This is a genomic window from Bacillus sp. 166amftsu, from assembly GCF_900107445.1.
GTDB lineage: Bacteria > Bacillota > Bacilli > Bacillales > Bacillaceae_G > Bacillus_A > Bacillus_A arachidis.
Genome location: NZ_FNQA01000016.1, coordinates 36,966 through 53,810 on the forward strand (window position 1 = coordinate 36,966; position 16,845 = coordinate 53,810).

Here is a 16,845-nt window from a genome sequence, read left to right on the forward strand (position 1 = left end):
AAGTTTATAGAACACATATTGTGTGAGGAGGTTACTACCTTGGGGTGGGAAAAAGTAAAAAAGCGAGTGATTATTACTGGAATTGCGATAGTAGCTGCGATTGTACTGCTCCTACCAACACAGTTTGGTCCAGTAATTGATAAATATAATCCATTTTATAAAACGAAGGAATATTATACGGTTGTAAATAGTATCGGTCAGCACATTGGCGATGATTGGTACGAATATGAATTTGTTGCATATGACGAAAAAGGAAGAGAACAAAAGATAAAGAAAACTGTAAAACATATGCTAAAAAAGGATGAAACATTGAAAGTTTTCGCAAAAGGACGTTATGGTGAATCGTTAGTAGAGATTGAGCCTCAAAATATACCTGTGCAGGCGAGAAGTAAGATTATAGAGACGAGATAAAGTAAACTTTTCATGTGCGAAATACTTGTAAGAGTAACTATTGAATTACATTACAGGTACCTTACAGTTTTGTAATGTATGTGTAAGATAATTCAATAGTTGTTATTTATGAATTCTATTACAATACAAGTAGAAAGTTTAAAAATATAACTTTCTGTTTGAAATGATGATGAATGTTTGAAAACCAACTAACTATTGAATAAGCCTTATCTCATAGAGAGATGGGGCTATTTTTTTAAACCTTACAACATTGTAAGGTTTACGTAAGTTAATTCGATGGCTTGTTTGTCATATTTTTTGCATAATAGAAAAAGATAAGAAATTAGGGAGATACGAAGAAGGGAGAAGAATGGGATGCGAAAAGAAGAAGTAGTGAAGTTTCAGATAAAAGATTTCTGTAGCTACTTTACTGTTGCCGCAATATGTATTGGACTTTTTGATATAATTACAAACTTAATTGTTAAATAATATAGATGATAAAACAAGAAGGAGATCCCTTCTTGTTTTTTTATTGCTTTTCATGTGGAATAGCATATTAAAATAGATGTGAGAGGTGATAGGAATGAAGTGGATTGATAGTCATATACATTTGGACCAATATGAGAATAAAGAGCAAATGAAATTAATTGATGATGTGAAAAGAAGTGGTGAGATTGATGGATTAGTTGCAGTATCAATGAACTATCATTCTTGTCAAAAAACATTATCTTTAGCAAAACAATATCCATTTGTATATCCGGCACTGGGGTTTCATCCAGAACAGATGATTAATAAAAAAGAATGTGGACAAATTTATAAGTTAATTGAAGCAAATGTAGAACGACTTGTTGCGATAGGTGAGATTGGCTTACCATATTATTTACGGCAAGAAAAGAAAGATATTGCAATAGACCCTTACATTGAAATATTGGAGAGGTTTGTGGCTTTAGCAAAACGGTACGACTTACCAATTGTGTTACATGCAGTTTATGAAGATGCTGATATTGTATGTGATGTACTTGAACAGTATGAGATTTCACGTGCGCATTTTCATTGGTTTAAGGGAAGTAATGAAACGATGGAACGAATGATTCAAAATGGGTACTATATTTCTATTACACCGGATATTATACAGAAGGAGAAAATTAGAAAAATCGTATCGTTCTATCCGCTAGAATATATAATGGTAGAAACTGATGGACCATGGCGGTTTTATGAGAATGTCATGACGCATCCAAGTATGATTCAAGATGTATTAAAAGAAATAAGTTTGATAAAAAATATTCCTATAGATAAGGTTGCAGAGAAAATTTATGAAAATACAGTTCAATTTTATTTGAAAAGGTAGTAGATAAAAGGTCTCGCTTATATTTGGAATAAACAATGCCAAGCACGAGTTGATGCTTGGTATTGTTCTAGGATTCAAGTTGTTTTGCACGTTGTATTAATAAAAGAAATACAATCAAGAAAACTCCAAGGATGAGAAAAAAGCCATACTTTTGTAGGGTGTTCATCGTGTTACTTAAGGAAAAAGGCTTATCAATCTCGATCCCATCTTTATTAGAAGTAATGTGGATATCCCTCGTCTTCACTTTATTCGATTCTGTTTGTAAATCGATCCATTCTATATTTGGAATACTTTCTAATTCACTTAATAGTTCTTTGAAAGGTTTAATCCCTAAGTATGGATGATAGAAGGCACCGATTATCCCATCTGATAGCTTTGTAAATGATAATGCACGTTCCTTCATTTCAGTAGAAGCATGAGTGTTTCCCTCTTCTATAAAACCGACTGTTTCAGGAAGCAACTTCATTCCATGCAAAAATGATGGTGTACTTGTAAAGGCTGGTGAGTGCATAGTTCTCCATGTTGTATCACCTAATTGTAATTGCCCTATATAAGTTGAAAAGTAACGTGATAATATTTCGTATCCTTTTTGTGATATTGCATAGTGCGGTGCTTCAAAAGCGAGTGGGTATAATTTAGCTACTGTGAGTTCTTCAATTCCTTTTTCAATATGTTCTGTTATATATGTTTCTTCGAATTTTTTACCGTTTTCTATGTATTCGTTATAAGAAGCATCTGATTCAAAATCCTGTCTCGTTTTCAATTGTTCATGATTGGGATAAAGGATAGGTTGATCCGTTTTTACATCCCAAAATTCAAAACCCTCACCTGTTTCACTATCATAAAATTGATGGGTATAGCCATGCATCACAATGGAGCCACCGTTGTCCTGCATAAAACGTAATACGTCTATTAATTCTGGTTTATCTTGTAAATGGATTGTTTTTCCTGTATCTGGATCTGTGTAGACTGGGATAACAGTGAGCATATAGGGGATTTTTTTTCCCTTTAATAACTCGGCAATCTCTTTTAATTGTTTTATATCTGATGCCGGATGAATATCTTCTAAGCGTAAATAAGCTCTATGTTTATTTGTTTCAGGACTTTGCTGAAAATAAGAAAAGAGCATTTCACCAACATAATGAGATGTCCAATCAAAAAGCTGAGATGTCGCTACATAATAGGATTGATTTTGTTTCACGATAAAGGGATATGTCCCGTTTGAGCTTAGCGCATATGCAAGAGGTTTTTCGGTTGTATCAAGTTGTCTAATTAATCGTTCCTCATGTAATTTATTTTTAAGTTGATGTGTTGGGTACGTTATAGTGTTAATTCCTATATCTTCTTTTTTTAATGTAATAAAAGAAAAACGATTAGGTAATTGTTCTATATTTTGACCAAGAAATAGTACAGGCCCTGAAAAGCTCTCTAGAAATTGTTTCGTTTCAGCAGAGATTTGCTCTTTTTTTTCGCCCACGTAAATCACATGCGTATAAGAAGGGGTAGTAACTTCATTTGCTTTTTTTGAATTTTTTATGGTTATATCATTTGTAAAATGGCCTATTAAAGTATTTAAAATCTGTATATCATTTGTAATTTGTCCGTTTTCTGCGCTGTATAAAACCAATACTTTTGGTTTTTTTGTTGTTTGAGCAGAGGTATGGATAGGAATGAGTAGTAAAGTAGTGAGAAAAAGTAATAACTTTCTTTTCATGTAGATAGTCTCCTATTCTTTGTGTGGAATTCAATTTACAATTATATATAAAGGAAAAGGTGGAATCCATTTGAAATAGATATTGGAAAACATTACATATAGAAAAGATGGGAAGGAATGTTACATTTTTTATAAAGTTTCATAATTTGTTTTTCAGAAAACCAGTCTAAAGCATGATGTGAAGGCGGATGATTGTTTGGTATGATTTAAGAGTAATAGAATGCAGGTGATTGTAAGGAAAGGCTGAAAGGGGACAAATTTCAGCATAGAAAGAGGTAGAGGTAGTGAAAAAATTCTTTGTAGGGTTTTTAGTTGTTCTTGGGGTGTATTTGTATTTTCAAGGAGAGTCTGAAGGAATGGAAAGATTCATGAATCAAACAAGTTATGTTGATTCAGAGGAAGTAAAACAAATGAAGCAAATTATTACTGAAGAAGCAAAGAAAGTAAATCTGCCAGAATGGATACCTCTTACAATTGCCGAGCATGAAAGTCGTTTCAACCCACGGAGTGTTGGAGACAATGGCACTTCTTTTGGATTGTTTCAGTTACACAGAGGTGGGGGGCTTGCTCCTGATAACTTAACGGACGAGCAGTTGAAAGATCCACGGACAAATGCCCAAATTGCAATGCCTCATTTAATGAAAGGGTATAAAAGAGGTGTACAAAAAGGACTGACAGACCTTGAATTACTAAAATATATAGCAAATACGTCCGGTTGGCCTGGCAATCTAGGGACTGAGTGGACGGATCAAAATATGAAGTATAACGTTGGGCTAGAGGACGTGTACTATCGAAATAAAGGGACAATGAAGGAGTAGGTGCTAAACACCTACTCTGTTTTTTTATGAAGAAAGTTCATTATTCTTTATCTGTATGTATAAAATATCGTTCAAGTTGCTCTTTTACATCTTCTAATTTGGTAGAAACTTGTGGAATTTTGTAACCGACATATAATGGTGAAACAACAAAACGAGGAACCACTTTACAAATAATCTTTCCGGAAAGATGATAGAAGAATAAGTTATAGCTGCTACATCCTTTATGAAAATCTGCTAGTATGTAACGCACAGTTTGCTGAATATAATGTGCCATCATATCGATTGCTTTTATGTCTTCAATGATAATGTTAAACTCGGTGAAACCAATAATTGGTCGTGTAGAGATATTAAGTTCAATTTGGTCGTCTTTTCTTACAGTCACGCCTTGAAAGTTTTCAGGTGCTATGTTTTCCTGGTAGTCTACATATTTCATTCCGATGATTTGCATATGCGCATGATGCAAACTTCCACCTGAAAATGGACCATGATTTTTATACAAAATAACAGATGTAAATTTATTGCTATTTTCTAACGCTAGCCAATGTTTAATAGAGAAGCGAATTAACTTTTTCATGTGTTCGGATGTGTAGGTCGCAATATGATCATCACAATTATCCGTTTCGATAAGAACTGTCTGGAACGTATCTTTCAGTGTTGGAAATTTATTTTGTAACCAGATGATAGAGCTGTCTGTTTCTAAAAGATCAGTAAGGTTTTCCGTATCGCAAAAAGGACAAGCTGTATTTTTATTACGGATGCTTTCCGGTTTTTGCTTGCCGATATCATTTAAAAAATAAAGTTGTTGTGTATCCATTCGTATATGCCCCTTTGAAAGTATATGTAAAATTCCCGTCTACTATATTCGTGAAAAGAAAGGAGAAATCCTTTATAGTGAGAAAATGAGAAGGAAGGGGCCGCAACTTTTAATAGAAAAAACAAAAGACCAAATATCCTAATTATATGAGGGTATCTGGTCTTTTATTTTTTCTGTAATAATGTGTATGGATAATATAGCGTATTTTCATTCTGTTTCTTTTTTCTATTTTTCAGTGTGTGTAAGGCAAAGATTGTACCTACAATTGTAAAGATGGCTTTCTTCATATTCATTTCCCCTTTCTATTGTTCATTTAATTCTTGGCTAACTGCTTTGGCGTCAATTAAAGCATGTAGAATCATTTTTACCATGTTCATCATTTTCATTCACTCCTTTTTATAGTAGGTTTAGTTCTTTTACAACTGCTTGTCCATTTACTAATACCTCGAAGATTGCTTTTACGATATCTTTTATCATGATTAATTCCTCCCGTTATCTGTCTCTTGTTTACATCTTTATTGTATAAGGAGGAGTCATTTCGTACTATCGCTTTCCATTACGTGAACATAACAGTTTTGTAAGATTGGATGTAATTTGTTGAAATGTTTAGTCTATCTTCATTATTTTCAGAAAAATGACTATTCAAACATCAAATGGGAAAGTATAATAAAGAAGTAAGTATTAAATTCCGTACGAAAGGAGTGAATGAGATGAAACGTTCTTTAGCTGCGCGCGCAAAATTTTTAGATTTTATCTATTTTTGTCGTGCGATTTTTCATGATGTGATTGCTAACGGGATACGTATGCCCTTTTTTAGCAATTGCATAGTAGCTATTGAACGATAGAAATCTCTTCACCCATTTTATAAGACGTGTGAAAAGGGGGCTATTTTGCTTCCTTTTTCTATGCCAAAAACCATGGGGAAAGTTTCTTTCCTCATGGTTTTTTACGTTGAAAGGAGTATGGAAAATGACAATCTGTAATGTAAATAATGTAACGAAATCTTTTGGTGGAAACATCATATTTGAAAATATATCGCTTGAAATAAAGAGTGGCGAACGAATTGGATTAGTTGGACGAAATGGTAGTGGAAAGACAACGATTTTCCAGTTGTTAACAGGAATTGAGGGCGTAGATGCTGGTGTAATTCATATGAAGAAAGGAACTCGTATTGGTCACGTAGCACAAATTCCGAAGTTTGATGATGAAATAACTGTATATGATGTATTAAGCTCTGCCTTTGTAAAAGAGAAAGAATTAGAGATAGAAATGCGTAGTTTAGAGAAACGTATGGCAGAGGAACAGGATTCAACTGATTTAGAAAGGTTAATGGAGAAGTATGGGGCAATACAAGAGCAATTTTCGTTTTTAGGCGGTTATGAAATAGAGGCAAATATTATGAAGGTAGCAAATGGTTTACAAGTAACGGAGCTATTTTCTCGAGTTTTCACTGAGTTGAGCGGTGGGGAGCAAACGAAAGTAAGTCTTGCTTATATGCTATTACAGAAACCGGACTTACTCCTGTTAGATGAGCCGACAAACCATTTAGATTTATTTGCGGTAGAGTGGCTTGAACAATTTTTGAAAGAGTATACGGGAACAGTTGTGATCATTTCGCATGATCGTTATTTTTTAGATGAAGTTGTTACGAAAATTTTTGATTTAGAAGATGGAGAACTTCATGTGTATCAAACCAATTACTCGCAGTTTGTGAAGGAAAAGGAAGAAAGGCTACTGCAAGAATTTCAATCTTATCAGGAACAACAAAAGAAGATAAAGAAAATGAAAGAAGCAATTAAACGCTTAAGAGAATGGGCGAATCAAGCTAATCCGCCGAATGAAGGATTGCATAAACGTGCTAGAAATATGGAGCGCGCGTTAGAACGGATGGAAAAATTGAAGAAGCCAATTTTAGAAAGAAAGCAGATGGGACTTCAGTTTGAAGGGCAAGAGAGAAGTGGAAAAGATGTTGTTGTAATGAAAGAAGTTAGTAAAGGTTTTGCTAATCGTACCTTATTCCAGAAAGCAAATTTACATGTTCGTTTTCAAGAGCGAGCAGCTATTGTTGGGCGCAATGGTACAGGGAAAACAACATTATTAAAGCTATTGTTAGAGGAAATGAGACCGGATGCTGGCGAGGTTCGAATTGGTAGTGGTGTGAAGATCGGTTATTTATCGCAGCATGCATATGAGAACGTGAAATATAATGTATTGGAAGCATTTAGGGAGCATGTAGTTGTAACAGAAGGAGAAGCTCGCCATATATTAGCTCGCTTTTTATTTTATGGTCTAGCTGTTTTTAAAAAGGTTAATCAGCTTAGCGGTGGTGAAAGAATGAGATTACGGTTGGCACAGCTTATGTATCAAGATGTAAACTTCCTTGTGTTAGATGAGCCGACAAACCATCTTGATATTGAATCAAGGGAAGTGCTAGAAGAAGCTCTCGAACAATATAATGGAACAGTCCTTGCTGTTTCACACGATCGTTACTTTTTAAATAAATTGTTTGAGAAAACATATTGGATTGATGAGCACACATTGTTTGAATTTGTTGGGAATTATGCTTGGGCACGTCAGAAATGGGCAGAAAGAATAGAGAAAAAAGAAGTGAAACGACAAGAGGTTCCAAAAATAAAGGTGATGAATGTAAAGAAGAAAGAAGCGAGTAGTGTAGAAGAAATTGAAGATAAGCTAATGTATATAGAAGAAGATATATATATGCTGGAGTGTGCAATGGAAGAAACAAGCAATGTTGAAATACTCGAACAGTTATATAAAGAAAAAAAGGAAAAAGAACGATTACGGGCGGAATTATATAATCGATTGGATAGTGTGATGGAATAGATAAAAGGAAAACAAGTCATCCCTGTAGAATATGCGAGGGTGGCTTGTTTTGTATGACTACCCTTTAGCTTAAAATGAAAATAGTATAATTTTCTTGCAGTTATATTATGAAAACACTTTTCAAAATGTTGGTGTGACTGAAAGAATATTTCAAAAATGCGAGGAGAATTTTATGTTAGGATACGCACGTATCATTACAATTGTTATGATTTGCATGGTATATATAACTCATGTTTCACGTGAAACAGAAAATTTACAAATCTTTGTTGGAATTGCGTGTTTAATTTATGTTATAAATCACATTTTACTGATCAAACCACATCAAGGGAGAAGAGGAGAATTTTATGTATTCCTTTCAAACGGGGTAGTTACAGCACTATTAGGTTTCTTATTTCCTGAGACATGTTTATATTTAATTATATTTGGGATTGATGCCGTAGGTGTGTTTATTCATAACTGGCGGAAAGTAGTTGTATATTTTTTTATTGGTTTTTTCTTTGTCTGTTGGTTTGCTATTTTACTATATACGTATCAACATACTGGAAAGATAGAAGTGGATAGTAATGCTATTAATTTTATGTTCGTTGTCTTCAGTGCTTTAGCCGGGAACCTAATTAAAAAGCTGACAGTGGCCCATCAAACCGTCGATGATCAATACGAAAAATTGACATTATCACACAAGGCTTTAAAAGCAGCACATGAACAGCTACAGTTATATGCGAAGGAAGTGGAAGAATTAACCGCAGTACGGGAAAGGAACGATATTGCCCGAGAAATTCATGATACAGTTGGTCATAATATGACAGCTTTACTTGTTCAGTTACAACTTGCGGAGGCCTTATGGAAGCAAAAATCGGATGTTACAGAAGAAGTTTTACATACATGTTATGAATTAGCTAGAAAATCCCTGCAAGAAGTAAGGGCGTCAGTCCGTGCACTGAAGGAAGAAAAGGATTTAGGAAACATCATAGAAGGTATGAAGGGGATGCTACATGACTTTTCAAAGGTAACAAAAGTACAAGTAGCTTTTCATTTACAAGGAGATCCAATTATCATTCCGTTGTCATTACAGCCTACCTTGTTGCGTATTATGCAAGAGTCATTAACGAATGCAAAACGCCATGGAAAAGCTAGTTTATGTGAAGTGAAGTTATCTTGCCTGGATGAGAAAGTGGTATTATCAATCTCTGATAATGGCATCGGTGTAAATGAAGTGAGTCCTGGTTTTGGATTAATGAATATGAAAGAACGTGTAGAGGAACATGGCGGCATGATTCGATTTGAGAGCGAAAAGGAAAAGGGATTTCGATTAAAGGTTGAGTTCCCACTGAAGGAAAAGATATGGATAGTAGGAGGAACAAGATGATTCGTATTATGATCGTTGATGATCAGTCACTTATTCGTGATGGTTTAGCAATGCTATTAAATTTACGTCCAGAACTTGAAGTGGTAGGAACAGCTAGTGATGGAGATGAAGTGGTTGACAAGGTAGAAAAATTACAACCTGAAATTATTTTGATGGATATTCGAATGCCTCGTATCAATGGTGTTGAAGGGACTCGTTTAATAAGGAAAAGATTTCCTGACATGAAGGTTCTTATGTTAACGACATTTAATGATAGTGAACTTATTTTTGAAGCTTTGGAACAAGGAGCAAGCGGTTATTTATTAAAAGACATGGAGACAGATGCAATAGTTCAGGCAATATTGACAGTCTATGGAGGAGGGGCTGTTCTTCCGCAGGATACAACAGCTCAAATTGTGAAGGAATTAAAAAGAACAAAAACAATGGATATATCAGAGGAAAATCAGCCGAAGCAAATGGAACAACTAACGGGGCGCGAAGTAGATGTATTAAGGGAGCTTGGATTTGGATTGAGCAATAAAGAAATTGCTAAAAAATTGTTCATTACAGAGGGGACTGTAAAAAATCATGTTTCTAATTTAATTAGTAAGCTAGAGCTGAGGGATCGGACACAAGCCGCTATATATGCGGTGAGATATGGTATTACAACATACACATGACTTTTGGCATAGAGAAGAATCAAAAAGTAGCAGATTACGCTACTTTTTTTATTTTGTATTTCTATCTTAAGGATGATGGAAGAAAGAGGATGTTTTTTTACAATGAGATTGAAGATGAATGTAAAGGGGCTGAATCGACATGTTAGTCGTAGATCATATTACAAAATCGTTTGGGAAGAAAGAAGTTGTAAAGAATGTATCTTTTGAAGTGAAGAAGGGGGAAACGTTTGGTTTGCTTGGCCCAAACGGTGCAGGGAAATCAACGACAATATCAATGATTTGTGGGCTGATTCCATATGATGGCGGCGACATCAAAGTTGGAGGGAAGTCCGTAAAAGAATATCCATTAGATGCGAAAAGGAAGATTGGTATTGTTCCGCAAGATATTGCCTTATACCCTACACTTTCAGCCAAAGAAAATTTAATCTTTTGGGGAAAAATGTATGGTTTAAGTGGGGCGATTGCGAAGAAACGAGCTGATGAGGTATTAGTATATGTTGGTTTACAAGATCGAGCAAAAGAAAAAATTGAAACATTTTCAGGTGGAATGAAACGCCGGATTAATATAGGTGCGGCACTTATGCACGAACCAGAGTTATTAATTATGGATGAGCCGACGGTTGGGATTGATCCACAATCACGGAACCATATTCTAGAAACAGTAAAAGGATTAAATGAGAAAGGTATGACGGTCATTTATACGAGCCATTACATGGAAGAAGTGGAGTATTTATGTGAACGAATTGCTATTGTTGACCATGGAAAGGTGATTGCATTAGGAACGAAAACGGAGCTATGTAATCGTCTTGCTGATGGCTTTATGGTGAAGTTACAACTGAATCGTTATAAAGAGGAGCTGCTGCAGAAAATAAAAGAAATACCAACTGTAGAACGGATTGTCATCGAAGAGGATACAAATACGTTTGATATTGGACTACAGAATGGAGAAGCTGTCGGTACAGTTGTTTCGGTAGTTGTAGAAAATCATGTGCAAATTTTAAAGCTTGAAGTGCAAGAACCAAATTTAGAAGCTCTCTTTTTACAGTTAACAGGGCGTTCACTTCGTGATTAAGGAGGTTAGGAACTCATGAAAAGTTTTATTGTTGCATGGAAAGATTTAAAAATTCGTTTAATAGACCGACGTGGATTTATGATGATGTTACTTATGCCACTTCTATTAACGGCTATTTTAGGATCAGCACTAAGTAACACATTCGATAGTGGAGGATTACCTAGAACAGTAATTGGTTATTATCAAGAAGGAACAGATGAGTTTGCAGATATATTTCAAAAAGATGTATTGCAGTCAAAGGAAATAAAAGATGGTGTAAAGATAGAAGTCGTAACCTCACAAAAAGAGTTAGAGGATATGATAAGAGAGCAGAAAATTGATGTTGGAATTATGATTCCGAATGGGTGGAGTGAACATATACAACACGGAAAATTAAAAGAAGCAAAATTAATTACAGATCCATCAAAAGATATACAAGCAAAAATAGCTGAAACGTTTATCCGTTCTTTCTCAGAGCGTGTGCAAACAGTTGCAGTTTCTACTGAGACCGTCGTAACAGATCTAGCAAAATCACGGCCGGAGAATATTGAACAGTTTGCAAAACAGGTAAGCGCTAATCTACAAACAGTAGCGACTTCAAATATAGAGGGAATTGAAAAAGGAACAGTCGGCCCAAAAACAGTTGCTGCGATGCAATATTATGCTGCGGCAATGTTAGTCATGTTTTTATTATTTAACATAACAGTTGGAGCAAAATCTATTATAACAGAGCAGCGAACGGAAACATTAGCAAGGCTATTAAGTACACCGACAAGTTCATTTGCTATTCTCATAGGGAAGTTTTTTGGAACGTTATTGTTCGCATACCTTCAATTTGAGGTATTTGTAGTTGCTACTCATTATGCTTTTGATGTGAATTGGGGAGAAGATATCTCCCAGGTTACCGTAGTCGGAATTTCTTATGGGATCTGCGTAGCAGGTTTATCTATGCTCATCGCAGCATTTATTCGTGAGGAAAAAACAGCGGATTTAATGGGGGGAATCGGAATTCAGTTGTTAGCCATACTAGGAGGATCTATGTTACCAATCTATACATTTCCAGATATCCTGCAAACCATTGCTAATATCGCTCCAAATAAATGGGCGCTTACAAGTTTTTTAAACATCATGTCGGGTACATCGTGGTATACGTTATTTCCAGTTATCTTAAGTTTATCTAGTGTGGGTATTATATCCGTTATCATCGGAACTTTCCGTTTGCGTATGAGATAGGGGGAGAAATCATGAAAAAAATTTGGGCGCTTTGCTGGCTAGAGTTAAAACAAATCTTAATTAAGCCACAAAGCTATATGCTTATGTTCGGAATGCCTATTATTTTTACAATTATTTTTGGAGGGCTTTTAGGGGAGAGTGGAAATACGAAAGTGAATATTAGTTTAGTAGATCAAGATGGATCTATATTATCTAACTCCTATTATAAAGAAATAAAGAAAAGTGATTTAATTTCTATAGAGAAGGTAACGTATGAAGAAGCAAAACAGAAAATTGAAAAGAAGAAGTCCTCGGGTATTGTGACAATTCCAAAAGATTTTCAAAAGAGTATGGCAGCCGGGAAAATAGAGAAGGTTAAATTTCAATCGAGCGCTGATTTTACCGGGGGGGCATCTGTAGAACAGATATTACAAAGTGCAATAAAAAAGATGGAAATAGAAGTAGCGGCAGCAAGAGATTCAGAGCAAATAGGGGGGATGTCTTGGGAGAAGGTGTATGAAACGATTCATACAAAGGTAGAACCGGTTTCACTTCAAAAAGAATCCATTGCACTAGGGGAGAAAAAAATGAATAACGTAACAGGGCGGGCTGCAGGATTTTCTATTCTTTTTGTAATGATTGTAATGCTAAGTGCAACCGGAACAATTTTAAAAGCAAGACAACTGGGCGTTTGGTATCGTCTATTAGGAACGCCTGTTTCAAAGGCTCAAATACTAGGAGGATATATACTTTCTTTCTTTTTAATCGGATGGATTCAATTTGGTACTTTAATGGTATTAACGAATGTCCTGTTCGGTGTACAGTGGGGAAATTTATTAGGGACGATCATACTTGTTTCGGTATTATTACTAGCAGTCATTGGTTTAGCTTTATTCTTAGCCAGTATTGTGAAGACAACGGATCAGCAGTCAGCTTCAGGTAATCTCGTTGTTGTTTCAACTTGTATGATTAGTGGGTTGTATTGGCCTATTGAAATTGAACCTGAATGGATGCAAAAAGTAGCAAACTTTGTTCCACAAACTTGGGCAATGCGCGGGTTTACCGAATTGATTGCAAGAGGAGGAACGTTAGCAGATATAGCAGGATATGTTGGTATACTTATGCTATTTGCTGGTGTATTCTTCATAGTTGGTTTAACAAGAATACGTTATGATTGAAAAAAGAAAGCAGAGTTTACAGCTTCGAACGCTGAACTCTGCTTTCTTTTTGTGTATCGTCTTCTCCTATAGAAATGCTAATTGCAATTCCGAGCATAAAGAGAAATGCTAAAAAGAGGACGAACTTTGGGAAGAACGGAAACAGTAGCAATGCCCCGACTATCATGAATGTCAAAGCAACATAGTGCAAGACATATAGGAATAGTTTGTCCATATTTTCGCCCCCTTTTTGGTAATTTGTTATTAGCCTATGCCTGTCCATGGAATAATAGACTGATTTTTAAACAGTTTCTTTCGTTCGTATAAAATGAATAATTGACAGGGTAAAGGGGGCTACTACTTCGTTATATAGGTAGAAAATATATGGTATATTGTTAAATTTACCTAAATTAAAGATTTAACAACATTTTCGTGAAGATTATTGAAATATTTAGTGTAGAAAGAATTGACAAAATATTATGAAGGGTATAATCTAATAACAATAAAGTCTACCGGAAAAGTTGGAATAGAGATGTTACCCCTCATAAATATCTATTTTTGTGTTTAAAACCTACTTTTCCGATAGGTTATAAAATATTGCTGTGGGAGGCATACATAAGGCAAGCAGTTCATAAAGTGTAATTATTAAAAAAAGTTAGGGTGGGGACAATGAAGAAAAAGACAAAAAAATGGGCTGGTGTATTTTCAGTATTACTGAGTAGTTCGCTTGTGTTATCTGCTTGTGGGGGACAGGAGGATAAGGCTTCAACGGAACCAGCAAAACAACAGGATGTAAAAGATTTAAAGATAGAGAAGGTTACAGCGACAGATAAGTCGAAAAATCCTGAGAAAGCGAAGCAGAGAAAAGATACACTTATTGTAGGAATTTCAAAGCCTGGTGGTGTGTTCTTACCATATTTCCAAGAGAATGGTTGGGACGGTAACGTAACATCAGTTATATTTGCGTCTCTTGTATCAACAGATAAACAAGGGAAGCCAGTTCCAGAGCTTGCAGAGAAATGGGATGTATCTTCTGATCAATTAAAGTACACGTTCCACTTACGAAAAAATTTGAAATTTAGTGATGGTTCACCGTTAACAGCAGATGATGTGGCATTTACATTAACATTGCTACATGATAAGGCTTATGAGGGTGGTACAGATATTTTACAATATGCAATTAAAGGCGGAAAAAATTATAAAGAAGGAAAAGCTACGTCTATTGAAGGAATTAAAGTAGTTAATCCACAAACAATTGAAATTACGACAGAAAAAGTAAACTCACAAGCATTAGTAAGCTTGGGGGGACCTGTCTTATCTAAGGATTATTATGGAAAAGATTATAAGCAAAATACAAGCTTAAACTATTTAAAAGATTTATATGGTAAACCAATTGCGGCAGGGCCTTATAAATTTGAAAAGTATGTCCCAGGTCAAGAAGTACGATTTGTGGCAAATGAACATTATTATGCTGGTAAACCAAAAGTTAAAAACTTTATTTATAAAATTACAACACCAGACACGAATTTCCAGCTATTCCAAACAGGAGAAACCGACTATGATGGGTTTGCTGCTAATAATGACAACATTGAACAATTAAAGAGCTTAGGCTTTGCTAACTTCAATATTGAAACAGTGAGCTCATACTCATTCGTTTACCTTAATAATAAGAAGCCATATTTAAAAGACAAAAAAGTACGACAAGCGCTTATTTACGGATTAGATCGTAAAAAATATGTAGATACATACTTCCAAGGGAATGCTTCTGTTGCGAATATACCGATTTCACCGACATCATGGGCATATGATGATAAGGGTATAAATCAATATGAGTACAATTTAGAGAAAGCGAAAAAATTGTTAGATGAAGCTGGTTGGAAAGTTGGATCTGATGGCATTCGTGAAAAAGATGGACAGAAATTAAAGTTGAGTTATTATGCGGCAAGTGGAAGAAAGCAAGAAGAGGTATTTATACCAATTGCGAAAGAGAATTATAAGGCGTTAGGTGTGGAGTTTAATCCGGAAATCATGGACTTTAATACACTTGTTTCGAAGCTTAAAAAGTTTGATTATGATTTAGCAGCTGTTGCGACACCTATTATTTCTGATCCGAGTGAAACTGTAGGTGAGTTTGAATCTACGCATCCAGATAACTCGGCTGGTTATAGTAATCCCAAAGTAGATGAATTAATTAAAAAAGGTATTGAAACGGTAGATATTGAAAAAAGAAAACCTATTTATAAAGAATTATATAAAGAATTAAGCGATGATCCCCCTGTCATTTTATTAAATTACCGTAAAAGCATTTCAGCACACAATTCACGTGTAAAAGGAATTAATCCAGAAAAATACGATAGCATTAGTTCAAACTTACCTGTTTTATCTATTGAACAATAGGGATAAGTAATTAATGAATAGAAGACGTTTTTTCATACAGTTGTTAGTTCTTGCTGTTTTGAAAAAATGTTCTTCTATTTTTAAGTAAATATGATTGGGGAGACAAAAGGTGAAAACATATATCATTCGTAGGTTTTTACAAATGATTCCTACATTGCTTGGTACATCTATTATTATCTTTTTCTTATTTGCCCTCCTGCCAGGCGATTATGTTGATTCGAATCCAAAGTTAACACCAGAACGCGCACAGGAATTAAGAGAATTGTATGGATTAAATAAACCTATTGTAGAAAGATACTTGCATTGGTTAGGTAATGCACTACATGGTGATTTTGGTTTTTCGTTGCAATATCAAGAACCTGTCACATCATTGCTTAATAAATTTATTTGGAATACCTTCATTGTTGCTGCTGCAGCTTTATTTTTTACTTGGATTATTGCACTTATTGTTGGGGTTGTTTCAGCAACAAAGCAACATTCATGGTTTGACGCACTGGTAACAATCGGTGTTTTTGCAGCGATGTCATTTCCATCATTCTTTATCGGCCTATTTTTAATTAAAGTATTTGCTGTTGATCTTCATGTATTACCGATTGGTGGGATGATTAATATAGGAAGTAATTCGACAGGTTTTACGTACATATTGGAAGTACTTAGGCACATGATTTTACCAGTATTTATTTTAACACTCCTTGGTGTCGGCTCATTGACTCGTTATTTTAGAACGGGAATGCTTGAAGTTGTAAGACAAGATTATATCCGAACTGCTCGGGCAAAAGGGTTGAAAGAAAGAGTCGTTATTTATAAACATGCACTAAAAAATGCGATTTTACCAGCAATCACATTGCTTGCATTTGAATTACCAGGATTGTTCTCTGGTGCAATTATTATTGAACAAATTTTTAATTGGCCAGGAATTGGGACCATTCAATTAGAAGCGTTGAGTTTTCGAGATTATACAGTATTAATGGCATTTACAATGTTTCTCTCTTGCCTAACAATTATCGCAAACTTTTTAGCGGACATCGTTTATGCGATTGTCGATCCGCGTATTCGATTAAAGTAAGGGGGGGAG

At 35.0% G+C, this 16,845-nt stretch carries 16 protein-coding genes; 12 read left to right on the forward strand and 4 right to left on the reverse strand.

The genetic code is table 11. The features are described from left to right. Positions 1-39: 39 nt before the first annotated feature. Positions 40-411 (forward strand): YxeA family protein, encoded by a 372-nt coding sequence (locus BLV40_RS22530; protein WP_026592736.1) that lies wholly within the window; start codon positions 40-42, stop codon positions 409-411. A gap of 562 nt (positions 412-973) precedes the next feature. Next, complete coding sequence (locus tag BLV40_RS22540; RefSeq protein ID WP_090694066.1) at positions 974-1,738, forward strand: TatD family hydrolase; 765 nt, start codon at positions 974-976, stop codon at positions 1,736-1,738. Positions 1,739-1,805: 67 nt separating this feature from the next. Here BLV40_RS22540 and BLV40_RS22545 read toward each other — a convergent pair whose 3' ends face one another. Further along, the gene (locus tag BLV40_RS22545) at positions 1,806-3,452 is read right to left on the reverse strand and encodes a DUF2334 domain-containing protein (protein ID WP_090694068.1); all 1,647 of its coding nucleotides are present in this window, start codon (positions 3,450-3,452) and stop codon (positions 1,806-1,808) included. Between the two features lie 284 nt (positions 3,453-3,736). On the opposite strand from BLV40_RS22545, the gene BLV40_RS22550 reads away from it, so the two are divergent. Further along, positions 3,737-4,270 (forward strand): transglycosylase SLT domain-containing protein, encoded by a 534-nt coding sequence (locus tag BLV40_RS22550; protein WP_026592740.1) that lies wholly within the window; start codon positions 3,737-3,739, stop codon positions 4,268-4,270. 40 nt (positions 4,271-4,310) lie between these two features. Here the strand turns inward: BLV40_RS22550 and BLV40_RS22555 are convergent, their stop codons facing one another. Both BLV40_RS22555 and BLV40_RS22560 read right to left on the reverse strand, forming a co-directional pair. Beyond that, the gene (locus tag BLV40_RS22555) at positions 4,311-5,084 is read right to left on the reverse strand and encodes a DUF4931 domain-containing protein (protein WP_090694072.1); all 774 of its coding nucleotides are present in this window, start codon (positions 5,082-5,084) and stop codon (positions 4,311-4,313) included. A gap of 164 nt (positions 5,085-5,248) precedes the next feature. Further along, positions 5,249-5,377 carry a hypothetical protein gene (locus BLV40_RS22560; RefSeq protein WP_026592742.1) on the reverse strand — a complete coding sequence of 43 codons (129 nt, stop codon included), beginning with the start codon at positions 5,375-5,377 and terminating at the stop codon, positions 5,249-5,251. A gap of 417 nt (positions 5,378-5,794) precedes the next feature. Between BLV40_RS22560 and BLV40_RS28715 the strand changes: the two genes are divergently transcribed. The 7 genes from BLV40_RS28715 (at position 5,795) to BLV40_RS22595 (ending at position 13,394) form a co-directional block, all read left to right on the forward strand. Beyond that, complete coding sequence (locus tag BLV40_RS28715; protein WP_016132219.1) at positions 5,795-5,929, forward strand: RAxF-45 family protein; 135 nt, start codon at positions 5,795-5,797, stop codon at positions 5,927-5,929. Between the two features lie 124 nt (positions 5,930-6,053). Continuing rightward, entirely contained in the window at positions 6,054-7,928 is a 1,875-nt protein-coding gene (gene abc-f / locus BLV40_RS22570) for a ribosomal protection-like ABC-F family protein (RefSeq protein WP_090694074.1), read from the forward strand. Positions 7,929-8,100: 172 nt separating this feature from the next. Next, positions 8,101-9,294 carry a sensor histidine kinase gene (locus tag BLV40_RS22575; protein WP_090694077.1) on the forward strand — a complete coding sequence of 398 codons (1,194 nt, stop codon included), beginning with the start codon at positions 8,101-8,103 and terminating at the stop codon, positions 9,292-9,294. Beyond that, positions 9,291-9,953 carry a response regulator gene (locus tag BLV40_RS22580; protein ID WP_090694081.1) on the forward strand — a complete coding sequence of 221 codons (663 nt, stop codon included), beginning with the start codon at positions 9,291-9,293 and terminating at the stop codon, positions 9,951-9,953. Before BLV40_RS22575 ends, BLV40_RS22580 begins: the two co-directional genes overlap by 4 nt. A gap of 139 nt (positions 9,954-10,092) precedes the next feature. After that, positions 10,093-11,025 carry an ABC transporter ATP-binding protein gene (locus BLV40_RS22585; RefSeq protein WP_090694084.1) on the forward strand — a complete coding sequence of 311 codons (933 nt, stop codon included), beginning with the start codon at positions 10,093-10,095 and terminating at the stop codon, positions 11,023-11,025. A 15-nt stretch (positions 11,026-11,040) separates the two neighbouring features. Next, on the forward strand, positions 11,041-12,237 hold the full coding sequence (locus BLV40_RS22590; RefSeq protein WP_090694087.1) for an ABC transporter permease: 1,197 nt from the start codon (positions 11,041-11,043) through the stop codon (positions 12,235-12,237). 11 nt (positions 12,238-12,248) lie between these two features. Continuing rightward, complete coding sequence (locus BLV40_RS22595; RefSeq protein WP_026592749.1) at positions 12,249-13,394, forward strand: ABC transporter permease; 1,146 nt, start codon at positions 12,249-12,251, stop codon at positions 13,392-13,394. Between the two features lie 16 nt (positions 13,395-13,410). Here the strand turns inward: BLV40_RS22595 and BLV40_RS22600 are convergent, their stop codons facing one another. Beyond that, on the reverse strand, positions 13,411-13,608 hold the full coding sequence (locus BLV40_RS22600) for a hypothetical protein (protein WP_026592750.1): 198 nt from the start codon (positions 13,606-13,608) through the stop codon (positions 13,411-13,413). A gap of 434 nt (positions 13,609-14,042) precedes the next feature. Here BLV40_RS22600 and BLV40_RS22605 point away from each other — a divergent pair, with 434 nt between their 5' ends. Both BLV40_RS22605 and BLV40_RS22610 read left to right on the forward strand, forming a co-directional pair. Continuing rightward, entirely contained in the window at positions 14,043-15,770 is a 1,728-nt protein-coding gene (locus BLV40_RS22605; RefSeq protein WP_090694091.1) for an ABC transporter substrate-binding protein, read from the forward strand. 109 nt (positions 15,771-15,879) lie between these two features. After that, positions 15,880-16,836 (forward strand): ABC transporter permease, encoded by a 957-nt coding sequence (locus BLV40_RS22610; RefSeq protein ID WP_139265599.1) that lies wholly within the window; start codon positions 15,880-15,882, stop codon positions 16,834-16,836. Positions 16,837-16,845 lie beyond the last annotated feature (9 nt).

Excerpts from the sequence above, each read along its gene's own strand:
- BLV40_RS22595 (WP_026592749.1), top strand. The coding sequence starts at position 12,249 with ATGAAAAAAATTTGGGCGCTTTGCTGGCTAGAGTTAAAACAAATCTTA.
- BLV40_RS22555 (WP_090694072.1), bottom strand. The coding sequence starts at position 5,084 with ATGGATACACAACAACTTTATTTTTTAAATGATATCGGCAAGCAAAAA.
- BLV40_RS22540 (WP_090694066.1), top strand. The coding sequence starts at position 974 with ATGAAGTGGATTGATAGTCATATACATTTGGACCAATATGAGAATAAA.
- BLV40_RS22580 (WP_090694081.1), top strand. The coding sequence starts at position 9,291 with ATGATTCGTATTATGATCGTTGATGATCAGTCACTTATTCGTGATGGT.
- BLV40_RS22585 (WP_090694084.1), top strand. The coding sequence starts at position 10,093 with ATGTTAGTCGTAGATCATATTACAAAATCGTTTGGGAAGAAAGAAGTT.
- BLV40_RS22590 (WP_090694087.1), top strand. The coding sequence starts at position 11,041 with ATGAAAAGTTTTATTGTTGCATGGAAAGATTTAAAAATTCGTTTAATA.
- BLV40_RS22545 (WP_090694068.1), bottom strand. The coding sequence starts at position 3,452 with ATGAAAAGAAAGTTATTACTTTTTCTCACTACTTTACTACTCATTCCT.
- BLV40_RS22560 (WP_026592742.1), bottom strand. The coding sequence starts at position 5,377 with ATGAATATGAAGAAAGCCATCTTTACAATTGTAGGTACAATCTTTGCC.
- BLV40_RS22575 (WP_090694077.1), top strand. The coding sequence starts at position 8,101 with ATGTTAGGATACGCACGTATCATTACAATTGTTATGATTTGCATGGTA.
- BLV40_RS22600 (WP_026592750.1), bottom strand. The coding sequence starts at position 13,608 with ATGGACAAACTATTCCTATATGTCTTGCACTATGTTGCTTTGACATTC.
- abc-f (WP_090694074.1), top strand. The coding sequence starts at position 6,054 with ATGACAATCTGTAATGTAAATAATGTAACGAAATCTTTTGGTGGAAAC.
- BLV40_RS22605 (WP_090694091.1), top strand. The coding sequence starts at position 14,043 with ATGAAGAAAAAGACAAAAAAATGGGCTGGTGTATTTTCAGTATTACTG.
- BLV40_RS28715 (WP_016132219.1), top strand. The coding sequence starts at position 5,795 with ATGAAACGTTCTTTAGCTGCGCGCGCAAAATTTTTAGATTTTATCTAT.